General features: G+C 63.8%; 11 protein-coding genes and 5 tRNA genes. 12 read left to right on the forward strand and 4 right to left on the reverse strand.

Features of this window, described 5'->3' with window-relative positions; all coding sequences use genetic code 11:
- On the forward strand, positions 1–513 hold the full coding sequence (gene bamE, locus ABC383_RS01580; RefSeq protein ID WP_413011346.1) for an outer membrane protein assembly factor BamE domain-containing protein: 513 nt from the start codon (positions 1–3) through the stop codon (positions 511–513).
- Between the two features lie 45 nt (positions 514–558).
- On the opposite strand, the gene ABC383_RS01585 is transcribed toward bamE (ABC383_RS01580), so the two are convergent.
- Entirely contained in the window at positions 559–1038 is a 480-nt protein-coding gene (locus ABC383_RS01585) for a GNAT family N-acetyltransferase (RefSeq protein ID WP_413011348.1), read from the reverse strand.
- Positions 1039–1041: 3 nt separating this feature from the next.
- On the reverse strand, positions 1042–3132 hold the full coding sequence (metG, locus tag ABC383_RS01590) for a methionine--tRNA ligase (protein WP_413011350.1): 2091 nt from the start codon (positions 3130–3132) through the stop codon (positions 1042–1044).
- A 186-nt stretch (positions 3133–3318) separates the two neighbouring features.
- Between metG and gltX the strand changes: the two genes are divergently transcribed.
- The 7 genes from gltX (at position 3319) to ABC383_RS01625 (ending at position 7267) form a co-directional block, all read left to right on the forward strand.
- On the forward strand, positions 3319–4704 hold the full coding sequence (gene gltX, locus ABC383_RS01595; protein ID WP_413011352.1) for a glutamate--tRNA ligase: 1386 nt from the start codon (positions 3319–3321) through the stop codon (positions 4702–4704).
- A gap of 205 nt (positions 4705–4909) precedes the next feature.
- Positions 4910–6445, forward strand: a complete 1536-nt coding sequence (locus ABC383_RS01600) for a hybrid sensor histidine kinase/response regulator (RefSeq protein ID WP_413011353.1) — start codon at positions 4910–4912, stop codon at positions 6443–6445.
- Positions 6446–6527: 82 nt separating this feature from the next.
- Positions 6528–6603: transfer RNA gene (locus ABC383_RS01605), tRNA-Ala, on the forward strand.
- A gap of 53 nt (positions 6604–6656) precedes the next feature.
- Positions 6657–6732, forward strand: a tRNA-Glu gene (locus tag ABC383_RS01610).
- Between the two features lie 143 nt (positions 6733–6875).
- A tRNA-Ala gene (locus ABC383_RS01615) sits at positions 6876–6951 on the forward strand.
- 67 nt (positions 6952–7018) lie between these two features.
- Positions 7019–7094: transfer RNA gene (locus ABC383_RS01620), tRNA-Glu, on the forward strand.
- Positions 7095–7191: 97 nt separating this feature from the next.
- Positions 7192–7267: transfer RNA gene (locus ABC383_RS01625), tRNA-Glu, on the forward strand.
- 439 nt (positions 7268–7706) lie between these two features.
- Here the strand turns inward: ABC383_RS01625 and ABC383_RS01630 are convergent.
- Complete coding sequence (locus ABC383_RS01630; RefSeq protein ID WP_413011355.1) at positions 7707–8132, reverse strand: Hsp20/alpha crystallin family protein; 426 nt, start codon at positions 8130–8132, stop codon at positions 7707–7709.
- Between the two features lie 110 nt (positions 8133–8242).
- Positions 8243–8761: an outer membrane protein assembly factor BamE domain-containing protein gene (bamE, locus tag ABC383_RS01635; RefSeq protein ID WP_413011357.1), complete on the reverse strand. Its 519-nt coding sequence runs from the start codon at positions 8759–8761 to the stop codon at positions 8243–8245.
- Positions 8762–8914: 153 nt separating this feature from the next.
- On the opposite strand from bamE (ABC383_RS01635), the gene rpsO reads away from it, so the two are divergent.
- From rpsO to ABC383_RS01655, 4 genes are all read left to right on the forward strand, one after another.
- A complete protein-coding gene (gene rpsO / locus ABC383_RS01640; protein ID WP_194713528.1) occupies positions 8915–9184 on the forward strand; it encodes a 30S ribosomal protein S15 in 270 nt (89 codons plus the stop codon).
- Positions 9185–9369: 185 nt separating this feature from the next.
- Complete coding sequence (gene pnp / locus ABC383_RS01645; RefSeq protein WP_413011359.1) at positions 9370–11469, forward strand: polyribonucleotide nucleotidyltransferase; 2100 nt, start codon at positions 9370–9372, stop codon at positions 11467–11469.
- A 319-nt stretch (positions 11470–11788) separates the two neighbouring features.
- Positions 11789–12736, forward strand: a complete 948-nt coding sequence (locus ABC383_RS01650; RefSeq protein ID WP_413011361.1) for a diacylglycerol/lipid kinase family protein — start codon at positions 11789–11791, stop codon at positions 12734–12736.
- Positions 12733–13596, forward strand: a complete 864-nt coding sequence (locus ABC383_RS01655; protein ID WP_413011363.1) for a metallophosphoesterase family protein — start codon at positions 12733–12735, stop codon at positions 13594–13596. Before ABC383_RS01650 ends, ABC383_RS01655 begins: the two co-directional genes overlap by 4 nt.
- Positions 13597–13604: the final 8 nt, after the last annotated feature.

A 13604-nucleotide genomic window follows, 5' to 3' on the forward strand; every position in this document is an offset into this window, starting at 1 on the left:
ATGAAAACATTGCTTGCGGGACTGCTGGCGCTGGCCTGCCTGCTGTCGCTCGGCGCCTGCGACCGGGAAGGACGTCCGATACAGGAGTTTGGCTTGGATAAACTGGCGAAAGGCATTTCCACCGAGGCCGACGTGCGCGGCGTGATGGGACAACCCGATACGGTGTGGGAAGAGGAAAGCGGCGCGCGCACGCTGGAATATCCGAAAGGGCCGGAAGGCAGCCGCACCTGGATGTTCGAGATCGACCGCAGCGGCAAGCTGGTGGATTACCGACAGGTGCTGACCGAGGAGACCTTCGGGAAAATCAAACCCGGCATGAGCCGGGACGCGGTCCGGCGCCTGCTGGGCAAACCCAAGAGCGTGGCGGAATTCAAGCTGAAGAACGAGGAAGTGTGGGACTGGCGCTACCTCGACGCCACGCAGAAAACCCGCATGTTCAATGTGCATTTCGACCGCGCGACCGGCCGTGTGACCGGCACCTCGGCATCGCCCGACCCGCAGGCGAATTATTAAGAGCCTGCGCGGCGGTGCGGCCGGGAAACCCGGGACGCTCCGCCGTCAGCGCTTCAGGCGGCGCCGCATGACCGTGGGCGCCGGCTCCACCGGGTTGGCATGCCCGTATTCGAGCTCGGGCGCAAGTTCGAAGCCGTAGGCGGCATACAGGTCGAGCAGGCGGGCCTGGTCCGACCGCACCGCGAGCCTCAGCTCTTCAACGCCGCATGACTGGGCATGGTGCACTACCGCTTCCAGCAGATGCTGCGACAGGTTCTGTCCGCGGTAGCGGGGCAGCACGCCCATGCGCAGGATTTCCCACACGTCGGCATCGCCGTCCACCGGCAGCCAGCGCACCGCGCCGGCCGGCTGCTCGTCGATCAGCAGGATGAAGCCGCCGCCACGCTGTAGATGCTCCGCCACCTGCACAGCGGTCTCGCGATGGCCGCTCGACGTCACGGCCACGGTCTGGCGCCACGCGGCCCGCGTCAGTTCAGCGAGCAGCGTGGCGTCCGCCAGCGTGGCTTCGCGCAGCACCAGGCCCATGGCTTAGCGGATGCGCATGCCGGGCTTGGCGCCCGGCCACGGATTGAGGATGTAGATGCCGGGATCGGCCTTCTCGTCGGCCGCCGATGCCGCCAGCACCATGCCTTCGGAAATGCCGAACTTCATCTTGCGCGGCGCCAGATTGGCCACCAGCACCGTCAGCTTGCCAACCAACTGCGCCGGATCGTAGGACGACTTGATGCCCGAGAATACATTGCGCATGCGGCCTTCGCCGACATCCAGCGTCAGGCGCAGCAGCTTGTCCGAGCCGTCCACGGCGGCGCAGTCGACGATCAGCGCAATGCGCAGATCGATCTTGGCGAAGTCGTCGATCTTGATCTCGGGCGCCAGCGGCTCGATGCCGGCAGCGGCCGGCGCTTCGTCGGCCGGCGCTGCGGCCGGTGCGGCGGGGGCGGCGGGGGCGGCGGGGGCGTCGAACAGTGCGTCCAGCATCTTGGGCTCGACCCGTGTCATCAGATGGGAATACGTGTTGATTTGATGGCCGGTCGGCAGCGGCGTGCCGACGTCGGACCATTGCAGCGGCCCGACATTGAGCAGGGTTTCGACCTGCTGCGCCAGCGCCGGCAGCACCGGCTTCAGATAGATGGTCAGGATGCGGAACGCCTCGATCAGGCGGCTGCAGACTTCCTGCAGCAGCGCGCCGTTTTCCGGATTCTTCGCCAGTTCCCAGGGCTTGTTGGCGTCGACATAGGCATTCACCGCGTCGGCTTCCTCCATCACCGCGCGCAGCGCCTTGCCGTACTCGCGGCCTTCATACAGCGCCTGTATCGTGGCGCCGGCCTCGCGCAGGCGCGCCAGGAACGGGTCTGCCGCATTGGCCCAGTCCGAAGTCACGCGGCCGTCGAAGCGCTTGGTGATGAAGCCGGCGGCGCGGCTGGCTATGTTGACGTACTTGCCGATCAGGTCGCTGTTGACGCGGGCGATGAAGTCTTCCGGATTGAAGTCCACGTCCTCCACCTTGGCCGACAGCTTGGCCGCGATGTAGTAGCGCAGCCATTCCGGGTTCATGCCGACTTCCAGGTAGCGCAGCGGCGAGATGCCGGTGCCGCGCGACTTCGACATCTTCTCGCCGCTGACCGTGATGAAGCCGTGCACGAACACATTGTTGGGCACCTTCAGGCCGGCGAAATGCAGCATCGCCGGCCAGAACAGGGTGTGGAAATAGGTGATGTCCTTGCCGATGAAATGATATTGCTCGGTGGACGGGTCGGCCATGAAGGCGTCGTAGTCGCGGCCGGTTTTGGCGAAGTAGTTCTTCAGCGAGGCCAGGTAGCCGATTGGTGCATCCAGCCAGACATAGAAATACTTGCCCGGCGCGTCCGGGATCTCGATGCCGAAGTAGGGCGCGTCGCGGCTGATGTCCCAGTCGCCCAGGCCGTCATCGCCTTCCAGCCATTCGCGCGCCTTGTTGGCCACTTCCGGCTGCAGCCGCTTGTCGTCCAGCGCCCATTCGCGCAGGAAGTCGCGGCACTTCGGGTCGGACAGGCGGAAGAAATAGTGCTCGGACGACTTCATCACCGGCGTCGCGCCGGTCAGGGTGGAATACGGGTTGATCAGCTCGGTGGCCGCGTAGACCGCGCCGCAGACTTCGCAGGAATCGCCGTACTGGTCTTTCGCATGGCACTTCGGGCATTCGCCCTTGATGTAGCGGTCGGGCAGGAACATGCTCTTGACCGGATCGAAGAACTGCTCGACGGTCTTCACTGAAATCAGCTTGGCGTCGTCGCGCAGCCGGCGATAGATGTCCTGTGACAGCTGGTGGTTTTCCTGGCCGTCGGTGGAATGCCAGTTGTCGAAGGCGATATGGAAGCCATCCAGGTATTGCTTGCGGCCGGCGGCGATGCGGGCGACAAATTCCTGCGGCGTCACGCCCGCCTTTTCGGCGGCGATCATGATGGGCGCGCCATGCGCGTCGTCGGCGCCGACGAAGTTGACTTCGTTGCCCTGCATGCGCTGGAAACGCACCCAGATGTCGGCCTGGATGTACTCCATGATGTGGCCGATATGGAATGCGCCGTTGGCGTAGGGCAGGGCGGTCGTGACGAATAGCTTGCGCGGCTGTGGCTGGCTCATAGGGAAATGCGTTCGGGTAAAAGAGAGTGGCGAACTGGATAAAGGGTCAATTCTAGCAGTCCAGGCGCGGTTGCCGCGCCCTGACCCGGGCCGCGGCCGCATGGATGCCGGGCGGCGCAGGCGCTAGAATGGCGGTTTTCCCAGCACAGGCCGGCCCACAGAGCGGCCGCCCACACACATTCCGCCATGACCGTACGCACCCGCTTCGCTCCCAGCCCGACCGGCTTTCTCCACCTCGGCGGCGCCCGCACCGCGCTGTTCGCCTGGGCCTATGCCCGCCGCTTCGAAGGCGTGTTCATCCTGCGCATCGAGGACACCGATCTGGAACGGTCCACGCCGGAAGCGGTGCAGGCCATCATCGACGGCATGCAGTGGCTGGGCCTGCATCACGACGAAGGCCCGTTCTACCAGATGCAGCGCATGGACCGCTACCGCGAGGTGATCGCCCAGATGCTGGAGGCGGATACTGCCTATTACTGCTACTGCACGCCGGAAGAGGTGGAGGCGATGCGCGAGCGCCAGCGGGCGCTCGGCGAAAAGCCGCGCTACGACGGCACCTGGCGCCCGGAGCCGGGCAAGACGCTGCCGCCGGTGCCGGAAGGCCGCAAGCCGGTGGTGCGTTTCCGTAATCCGCTGGACGGCGAGGTCACCTGGGAGGATGCGGTCAAGGGCCCCATCACCATCGCCAACCGCGAGATGGACGACCTGATCATCGCACGCCCGGACGGCACGCCCACCTATAACTTCTGCGTGGTGGTCGACGACTGGGACATGCGCATCACCCATGTGATTCGTGGCGACGACCATGTCAACAACACGCCGCGCCAGATCAATATCCTGAAGGCCCTGGGCGCCACGCCGCCGATCTACGGGCATGTGCCGATGATCCTCGGCGCCGACGGCGAGAAGCTGTCCAAGCGGCACGGCGCGGTCAGCGTGATGGAATACCCGGCCCAGGGTTACCTGCCGGAAGCCATGCTGAACTACCTGGCACGGCTGGGCTGGAGCCACGGCGACGAGGAAGTCTTCACCATGGAACAGTTCTGCAGCTGGTTCGACCTGGATCACCTGTCCCGGTCGCCCGCCCAGTTCAATCCCGAAAAGCTGGCCTGGCTGAACAATCACTACATCAAGGCGGCCGACAACGAGCGGCTGGCCGCCCTGGCCCTGCCGCAACTGGAGCGGGATGGCGCCGGTTTCGATGGCGCGCCGCCCTTGCCGGCGGTGATTGCGCTGATGAAGGAACGCGCCGCCACGATCGTGGAGCTGGCCGACGCGGCGATGCTGTTCTATCGCCAGCCACGTCCCGATCCGGCATTGCTGGCCCAGCACCTGACCGACGCGGTGCGGCCGGCGCTGGCCGACTACGCCGAGCGGCTCAGGGCGGTTGCCTGGGACAAGGCCTCGCTGTCGGCCATGCTCAAGGAAGTCCTGGCGGCCCACAAGCTGAAAATGCCCCAGCTGGCAATGCCGCTGCGCCTGCTGCTGACCGGCCAACTTCAGACGCCGTCGATCGATGCGGTGATCGAGCTTTTCGGTCGCGACGTGGTGCTGGCGCGTTTGTGCCAATAGGCACGGTGAGGCGCGATGCGATCGGCTGGCATCGCGCCGTCAGTTAAAAAATTTGGCGGAAGTTAATAAACTGCATCGGTTTTATGGCAGAGTACGCGCCATGGGGGTGGCTAAGAACAATACCGACCGGAAATGTCGCGGCGTTTGATGCCGCCGTCCGACCCCGGAATCCGGACAAAAAGGGCGTTCAATGGAAACGCACAGGATGGAGACAGAAGTCGACGCGCTGGCCAGGCTGACCAGCGCCAGCGAGCTGGAAATCTACCGGCGCATTTTCTATGCGTCGCCCGACTATATTGCCTTCAGCCGCTTGTCGGACGGCTGCTTCATCGACGTCAATCCCGGTTTCGAGCGCCTGCTTGGCTTCCGGCGCGAGGATGTCATCGGCAGGACTTCCTACGAAGTCGGCATCTGGCCTGAATTCGGCGCGGACCAGCGCCTGGCCTACTCCAGGAAACTGCTCCAGGAACGGGCCGTGCGCGATTATCCCGGTTATCTGCGCTGCGCCGATGGTCGCGTGATCGAGGTCGAGGCCTCCGCCAACATTGTTGAAATCCATGGCGAGGAAGTGCTGATCGCAATCGTGCGCGATGTCACCGAGCGCAACCGCGCCGCCGCCGCGCTGCGCGAAGCCGACCGCCGCAAGGACGAGTTCCTGGCGATGCTGGCGCATGAACTGCGCAACCCGATCGCGCCGATCAGCATGGCGGCGCAGTTGCTGATGGGCGCGCCGGGCGATGCCGCCCGCGTGGACCAGCTGAGCCAGGTCATTGCGCGCCAGGTCGGCCATATGGTTGGCCTGGTGGACGACTTGCTGGACGTGTCCCGCGTTACCCGTGGCCTGGTGGTTCTGGAGCCGCATGCGCTGGACCTGAACATGCTCCTGATCGATGCAGTCGAACAGGTGCGTCCGCTGCTCGATGCGCGCCGCCACATTCTGACGGTCACGCCATCCGAAGGACCGGCCTGCGTTTCCGCCGACCGGTCCCGGATGGTCCAGATTGTCGCCAACCTGCTCAACAACGCCGCCAAATACACGCCGGAAGGCGGCGCCATCAGCCTCACGATCAGCCTGCAGCCGGAGCATGTCGAACTGGCCGTCAGCGACAATGGCATCGGTATCGCGCCGACGCTGCTGTCGCAGGTATTCGATCTGTTTACCCAGGCCGAGCGCTCGCCCGACCGGTCGCAGGGCGGGCTGGGGCTCGGGCTTGCGCTGGTCAAGAGCCTGACGGAGTTGCATCGGGGTACGGTATGCGCCAGCAGCGCCGGGGTCGGGCAGGGCAGCCGTTTCGCCGTGCGCCTGCCGCGCCTGTTCCTGCCGGACATGGCGCCCGGCCAGATGCAGCCCGAACTGCTGGCGCATGCGCCGGCCCATCCACTGCGTATCCTGCTGGTGGATGACAACGTCGATGCTGCCGATACCCTGGCCGCCTTCCTGAAGGACGCCGGACACCAGGTGACGGTGAGGCATGACGTCAGTGGCGCGCTGGACGCGCTGGAAGCCGGCATGCCGGAAATCTGCATCTTCGATATCGGTCTGCCGGATGTCGACGGCTACAGCCTGGCGCGCCGCGTGCGCGCACTGCCGGGCGGGCAGGATTGCCGGCTGCTGGGCCTGAGCGGCTACGGCCACGAACGGGATCGCGCCCGCGCGTTGCAGGCCGGCTTCGACCAGTATTTCGTGAAGCCAGTGGATACCGGCAGCCTGATGTCGCTGCTGGCGCAATGGGCCGCCTGAATCGATTCCAGTCCGTGTGAAAAAAGTTCAACGAGGATATTTGTATTGCGGAAAACCCTTTGCTATAATTCGCCGCCTGTTCGGGGGTATAGCTCAGCTGGGAGAGCGCTTGCATGGCATGCAAGAGGTCAGCGGTTCGATCCCGCTTACCTCCACCAACAGCAAATGGTTTGGCAATATCGTGTGTGGCCAGCAGTACGGGCAGTTTTCTGTCCCCATCGTCTAGAGGCCTAGGACATCACCCTTTCACGGTGAGTACAGGGGTTCGAATCCCCTTGGGGACGCCAGGACAGGCCCGCCAGCCGACGCAAAAGGCTGGCGGGTCTTTGTTTGAAGACGCTCAGGTTACATAGTGCGGTGGTCGCAAAGTTTTAGCAAAGGCGATTTACAGCATAGTATTGCTAGGCTATAATCTCGCTTCTTCGCACAGGGGGGTATAGCTCAGCTGGGAGAGCGCTTGCATGGCATGCAAGAGGTCAGCGGTTCGATCCCGCTTACCTCCACCACCGCAGGAGAAGCAGGAACGCAGTTCAGTAGTACAGCAGCAAAGGCCGGCAGTACGGGCAGTTTTCTGTCCCCATCGTCTAGAGGCCTAGGACATCACCCTTTCACGGTGAGTACAGGGGTTCGAATCCCCTTGGGGACGCCAGCATTATCCGGGCAGCGATGCCCACATCACAGACGGGGCCGCGAAGCGGCCCTTGATTTTAGGCAGCGTGGTTGCCAAAAGTAGTCGGACAGTTTTTGTCCCCATCGTCTAGAGGCCTAGGACATCACCCTTTCACGGTGAGTACAGGGGTTCGAATCCCCTTGGGGACGCCAGTAAACAGAAAAAGCTCCGCAAGGAGCTTTTTCCATTTGTTAAGTCCCCAATAGGAATGCGCTTGAGCGCATTCCGGGGATTCGAAGCGACCGGGCTTGCAAGCCCGGTCGGCGGCCTGCAGGATGTAGGCGAATCCCCTTGGGGACGCCAGTAAACAGAAAAAGCTCCGCAAGGAGCTTTTTCCATTTGTTAAGTCCCCAATAGGAATGCGCTTGAGCGCATTCCGGGGGATTCGAAGCGACCGGGCTTGCAAGCCCGGTCGGCGGCCTGCAGGATGTAGGCGAATCCCCTTGGGGACGCCAGTAACAGGAAGGGCCGGATCGAAGATCCGGCCCTTTTCTTTTGTGCTTCCCACTGACGTCAGGCAGCAAGCCTCGAAAGAGTCCGGCACGCAGCCCGCGCCGGTTTGCCTGAGCCCGGAAACCCGGGCTTCGGCGCTTACTGGACGGTGATCTGCTTCGGCTGGTCCGCTGCCTTCTTCGGCAGGGTCAGGCTCAGCACGCCGTTTTCCAGCTTCGCCACTGCGGCGGCATCGTCGACTTCGGTCGGCAGCGTGAACACGCGGCCGAATTTACGTGCGGTGCGTTCGGTCAGCAGCGCTTTCTGGCCTTCGGCAACCTCATTCGTCACCCTGGATTCGGCTTCGATCGACACGCGCTTCTTGTCGACGGAAATCTTGACGTCTTCGCGGACGATGCCTGGCAGTTCCGCCTCGATGCGGTACGCGGCGGCGGTTTCCACTACGTTCACGCGCGGCGCCAGCGGCGCGTTGTCGAGCAGGTTGCCGACCAGGCGCTCGAAGCTGCTGTCGAAGGCGCGGTTATTAAGGACGGGAAAAGCACGGTTACGCAGAATGACATTCATTTCTTTTTCTCCTGAAGTGGTCTGGAGCCTCGCTCCGATGGTCCGTAAATAAGGCGCGCCAGACCGATTTCAAGAGTCCGAAAATGGCGAATTGCGTAGGAGGGAAACGTTCAGAGTCCGCCGCCCATCGGCCATGCCATGTCGGGCGTGCGGCGCCGGTCCGGGCCGTTTTGCAGCATGCGCACGATGCCGGCATTGTCGAAATGGACGTGCATCACCGAGTCCCAGGCATTGCTTTCCCGGTAGGGGTAGGACCAGACCTCCAGTTGCGGCAGCGTCAGGTAGGACGTGGCGCTGGGCGCGCCGACCAGGTGCAGCACTTCCTGCTTGTCCGACTTGCCGGGCACGATCCTGCTGAAATGCGCGTTATCGAGCACCTGCTCATAGGAGATCAGCCGGCCGTCGGCGCCGATGCGCGCCATGAAAGTGGACTGGCCCCACGGGCCGGTCATGTATTCCAGCAGGTGGGTATTGCCCTCGCCGTAACGGTGAGTCGGCTCGCCCAGCCGGGCCACGATGCTGGCTTCCGACTCGCCCGGCTGCGGCGGCGCGAGATAGATGCTGCCGCAGCCGCTCAGGCTGGCGAGCGCAAACAGGGCCGCAAGCGCGGCGGTCCGGCAAGTGATCATTTCTGTTCTCCTCTGGGCGGCATATAGGGTTTGAATCACGGGCGGTAATCCGCTATACTCGCCGATCCTGTCCATTCGGGCTGGTATTTTATTAACACTTTGTTCACGGTGTCCGGGGTAATCTCTCCAGGCACCGCATGTGAAAGGTACATCATGTCGGTAGAAAAAAGCAGCAAGGCAGCGATCATCGCGGACAACGCGCGCGGCCAGAATGATACTGGTTCCCCGGAAGTGCAAGTCGCACTGCTGACGGCCCGCATCAACGAACTCAACAGCCATTTCAAGGCCCACACCAAGGATCACCACTCCCGCCGCGGCCTGATCATGATGGTTAACCGCCGCAAGAGCCTGCTGTCCTACCTGAAGGGCAAGGACGCAACCCGCTATCGCGCCCTGATCGAAAAGCTCGGCCTGCGCAAGTAATCATTGCCAGATCCAAGAACCATGTGAAATGCCTGCGTCAGTGATGCTGATGCGGGCATTTTTCGTTTTGCGGTTCTTTCGCAGTCTGCTGGATGCATGATGACGGCGCGATGATGTCGCGTCGTCCGTGGTGAGGTGGAACGACAGCTCCTGAAAATCTGTCGGCAAAATAGAAAGGAATCACCGTGTTCAATAAAGTAAGCAAGACCTTCCAGTACGGTCAGCACCAGGTCACCCTGGAAACCGGCGAAATCGCTCGCCAGGCTTCCGGCGCAGTCATGGTGTCGATCGAGGACACCGTCGTGCTGGCGACCGTCGTGGCCAAGAAGGATGTGAAGCCGGGCCAGGACTTTTTCCCGCTGACCGTTGATTACATCGAGAAAAGCTATGCCGCCGGCCGTATCCCCGGCGGTTTCTTCAAGCGCGAAGGCCGTCCTTCGGAGAAGGAAACCCTGACCTCGCGCCTGATCGATCGTCCGATCCGTCCGCTGTTCCCGGAAGGTTATCTGAACGAAGTGCAGATCATCATCCACGTGCTGTCGGTCAATCCGGAAATCGACCCCGACATCGCTGCGATGATCGGCGCCTCGGCCGCGCTGTGCGTGTCCGGCATTCCGTTCAACGGCCCGATCGGCGCGGCGCGCGTCGGCTACGTCAACGGTGAGTACGTGCTCAACCCGACCGTGTCGCAACTGGCCAATACCCAGCTCGACCTGGTGGTGGCCGGCACCGAGACCGCCGTGCTGATGGTGGAATCGGAAGCGCAGGAACTGTCCGAGGAAGTGATGCTGGGCGCGGTGGTGTATGGCCACGACCAGATGAAGGCCGTGATCGATGCGATCCACGAGCTGGTGCGCGACGGCGGCAAGCCGGAACTCGACTGGCAGCCCGCTGCAAAGAATGAAGAGCTGATCTCCCGCGTGACGTCGCTGGCCGAAGGCCCGCTGCGCGAGGCTTACCAGGTGCGCGACAAGCAGGCCCGTACCGGCAAGCTCAAGGACGTCTCGTCCCAGGTCGCCGCCGCGCTGGCCGCCGATGGCGTGTCCGCCGACAGCGTCGAAGTGGGCAACATCCTGTTCGATCTGGAAGCGAAGATCGTTCGTTCCCAGATCCTGGAAGGCGAGCCGCGCATCGATGGCCGCGACACCCGCACCGTGCGTCCGATCTCGATCCGTACCGGCGTGCTGCCGCGTACCCACGGTTCGGCCCTGTTCACCCGCGGCGAAACCCAGGCGCTGGTCATCGCCACGCTGGGCACCGCGCGCGACGAGCAGAAGATCGACGCGCTGATGGGCGAATACAGCGACCGCTTCATGCTCCACTACAACATGCCGCCGTTCGCCACCGGCGAAACCGGCCGCGTGGGCACGCCCAAGCGCCGCGAGATCGGCCATGGCCGCCTGGCCAAGCGCGCGCTGCTGGCAGCGCTGCCCGCGCCGGAAGACTTCAGCTACTCGGTGCGCCTGGTATCGGAAATCACCGAGTCCAACGGCTCGTCGTCGATGGCGTCGGTCTGCGGCGGCTGCCTGGCGCTGATGGATGCCGGCGTGCCGATGAAGTCGCACGTGGCCGGCATCGCGATGGGTTTGATCAAGGAAGGCAGCAAGTTCGCCGTCCTGACCGATATCCTGGGCGACGAAGATCACCTGGGCGACATGGACTTCAAGGTGGCCGGCACCGCGCAGGGCATCACCGCGCTGCAGATGGACATCAAGATCCAGGGCATCACCAAGGAAATCATGCAGGTCGCGCTGGCGCAGGCCAAGGAAGGCCGCGTGCATATCCTGGCCAAGATGCAGGAAGCCGTGCCGCATGGCAAGGCTGAACTGTCGAACTTCGCGCCGCGCCTGATCACCGTCCGCATCAACCCGGAAAAGATCCGCGACGTGATCGGCAAGGGCGGCGCGGTGATCCGTGCGCTGACCGAGGAAACCGGCACCCAGATCGACATCAGCGATGAGGGCGTGGTCACCATCGCTTCGGTCGACGCCGCTGCCGGCCAGGAAGCCAAGCGCCGCATCGAGGAACTGACCGCATCGGTGGAAGTGGGCAAGACCTATGAAGGCACCGTGCTGAAGCTGCTGGATTTCGGCGCCATCGTGCAGGTGATGCCGGGCAAGGACGGCCTGCTGCATATCAGCCAGATCGCCAACGAGCGCGTCAACGCGGTAGCCGACTACCTGAAGGAAGGCCAGCAGGTTCGCGTCAAGGTTCTGGAAACCGACGACCGCGGCCGCCTGAAGCTGTCGATGAAGGCCGTGGCTGCGGAAGCCGCTCCGGAGTAAGGCAAAAGCGCTTTTCTGTTGCATCTGAAAAATCCGGGGCTTGCCCCGGATTTTTTTTGCTCACGGCGTGGACGCCTTGCCTGCCGGGCCTGGGCCGGGAACAATTTCGCTGTATCGTGACGATGGTTTGTCTGGCAGCGGGAAATCAGTGCAGCGGCGCGAAGAGTCGCGCGTTGACCCGGGCAGCTTGCGCAGCCTGCCTGCATTTTCTGCAGCCTGGTGTGAGCTAACAGACCGATGGGCCGGACCCGCCATTCCTATACTCCCTGCTGTTTGCTGAAATGCCTGCTTCCACCGATTCCCGACCCATGATGCTCCCATGTCCGCAATGCAACCTGAAATGCCGTTCTTCATCATCCTCAACGCCGCATCCGGCCACCGGGAGTCCGACGTCACGCGGGGAATCATTGCCCGCGTGATGCAGGAAGCGGGGCGCGAGCATCACCTGCGCCTGGTGGAGGATCCTGCCGATCTTGCCGAGGTGGCGCGGGCCGCCGTGCTCGAGGCCAATCATGTCGGCGGCGCCGTGGTGGTGGCCGGCGGCGATGGCACCATCAACACGGTGGCCAATGCGGTGCTGGCCAGCGCATGTCCGCTGGGTGTGCTGCCGCACGGCACCTTCAATTACTTCGGCCGCACCCATGGGATACCGGAAGATCCGGAGCAGGCGGTGCGCATGCTGCTGACCGCCACGCCGCGTGCGGTGCAGGTGGGAATGGTCAACGACAGGGCATTCCTGGTCAATGCCAGCCTGGGGCTGTATCCCAAGCTGCTGGAGGACAGGGAAGCGTGGAAGCAGCAATATGGCCGCAGCCGGTTGGTGGCCTTATGGGCCGGACTGGCCAGCGTGCTGCGCACCCGGCGCCAGCTGCGCTTGCGGCTGGAAAAGGATGGCGAAGTCGCTGGCTGGCGTACGCCGACGCTGTTTGTCGGCAATAACCGGCTGCAACTCGAGCGCATAGGCATGGAGGAAGCCGATGCGCTCGACCAGGGCTTTCTGGTGGCGATTGCGCCGCAGCCGGTTGGCACCCTGTCGCTGCTCTGGCTGGCGCTGCGCGGCGCGCTCGGCAACCTGGGCGATGCCAAACATGTGCGCAGCTTCCTGCTGCGCGAACTGGAAGTGATGCGGGCCGGACGGCGCGCACGCAGCATTAAGGTGGCGGTCGACGGCGAAATCATGCAGATGGCCGAACCGCTGCGCTTCCGGGTGTCGCCGCAGCCGCTCTATCTGCTCAAAAGCGGCGCGCCGGCGGGTGAGGCGGCATGAGCCTGGTGATCCAGATTTCCGACACGCATTTCGGCACCGAGCAGGCCGACGTGGTGGAGGCGCTGGTGCGCCTGGTCCGGGAACAGGCGCCCGACCTGGTGGTGCTGTCCGGCGACATCACCCAACGCGCCCGGCGCAGCCAGTTCGCCGCCGCGCGCGCCTTTGTCGACCGCCTTGCGCCGACGCCGCTGGTGGCCATTCCGGGCAACCACGACATACCGCTGCTCAACGTCGGCCTGCGCCTGCTGGCGCCGTATGCCAATTACCGGCGCGCCTTCGGCGAGGAGCTCGAGCCGGAATTCGAGCAGCCGCAACTGCTGGTGGTGACCGTCAATACCACGCGGTCCTACAAGCATGCCGACGGCGAAGTCTCGCCGGCCCAGATACAGCGCGTGGCCGCCAGGCTGGAGGCCTCGCCGGCGGCGCAATTGCGCATCGTGGTGACGCATCAGCCCATCTGCGCGCTGTTGCCGGAGGACGAATGCAACGTGCTGCATGGCAGCGCCGCCGCGGTGCGACGCTGGGCGGAGGCGGGCGCCGACCTGATTCTGGGCGGCCATATCCATCTGCCTTATGTCTGCGCGTTGCATGAGCGGCATGACAAGGTGGCGCGGCGATTGTGGGCCGTGCAGGCTGGCACCGCGGTGTCGTCGCGGGTGCGGCATGGCGCCGGCAATTCGGTCAACCTGATTCGCTATGGCGACGCCGGCAGCGACGGCAAGCGCTCGCCGCTGTCGTGCGCCGTGGAGCGCTGGGACTACCAGCACCAGACACGGCACTTCATGCCGGTGAACGTGATTGCGCTCGACCTGGACCGGGATGCGGCGCCAAGGACGGCAAACGATATTTCCAACGATTGACAAGGAAC

The organism is Noviherbaspirillum phoenicis (genome assembly GCF_047237965.1).
In the GTDB taxonomy this organism is placed as follows: domain Bacteria; phylum Pseudomonadota; class Gammaproteobacteria; order Burkholderiales; family Burkholderiaceae_D; genus Noviherbaspirillum_A.

Bases quoted from the DNA above. Each gene is read 5' to 3' on its own strand.
- ABC383_RS01650 (WP_413011361.1), top strand. From the start codon at position 11,789: ATGTCCGCAATGCAACCTGAAATGCCGTTCTTCATCATCCTCAACGCC.
- ABC383_RS01655 (WP_413011363.1), top strand. From the start codon at position 12,733: ATGAGCCTGGTGATCCAGATTTCCGACACGCATTTCGGCACCGAGCAG.
- metG (WP_413011350.1), bottom strand. From the start codon at position 3,132: ATGAGCCAGCCACAGCCGCGCAAGCTATTCGTCACGACCGCCCTGCCC.
- bamE (WP_413011357.1), bottom strand. From the start codon at position 8,761: ATGATCACTTGCCGGACCGCCGCGCTTGCGGCCCTGTTTGCGCTCGCC.
- gltX (WP_413011352.1), top strand. From the start codon at position 3,319: ATGACCGTACGCACCCGCTTCGCTCCCAGCCCGACCGGCTTTCTCCAC.
- ABC383_RS01600 (WP_413011353.1), top strand. From the start codon at position 4,910: ATGGAGACAGAAGTCGACGCGCTGGCCAGGCTGACCAGCGCCAGCGAG.
- ABC383_RS01585 (WP_413011348.1), bottom strand. From the start codon at position 1,038: ATGGGCCTGGTGCTGCGCGAAGCCACGCTGGCGGACGCCACGCTGCTC.
- ABC383_RS01630 (WP_413011355.1), bottom strand. From the start codon at position 8,132: ATGAATGTCATTCTGCGTAACCGTGCTTTTCCCGTCCTTAATAACCGC.
- rpsO (WP_194713528.1), top strand. From the start codon at position 8,915: ATGTCGGTAGAAAAAAGCAGCAAGGCAGCGATCATCGCGGACAACGCG.
- bamE (WP_413011346.1), top strand. From the start codon at position 1: ATGAAAACATTGCTTGCGGGACTGCTGGCGCTGGCCTGCCTGCTGTCG.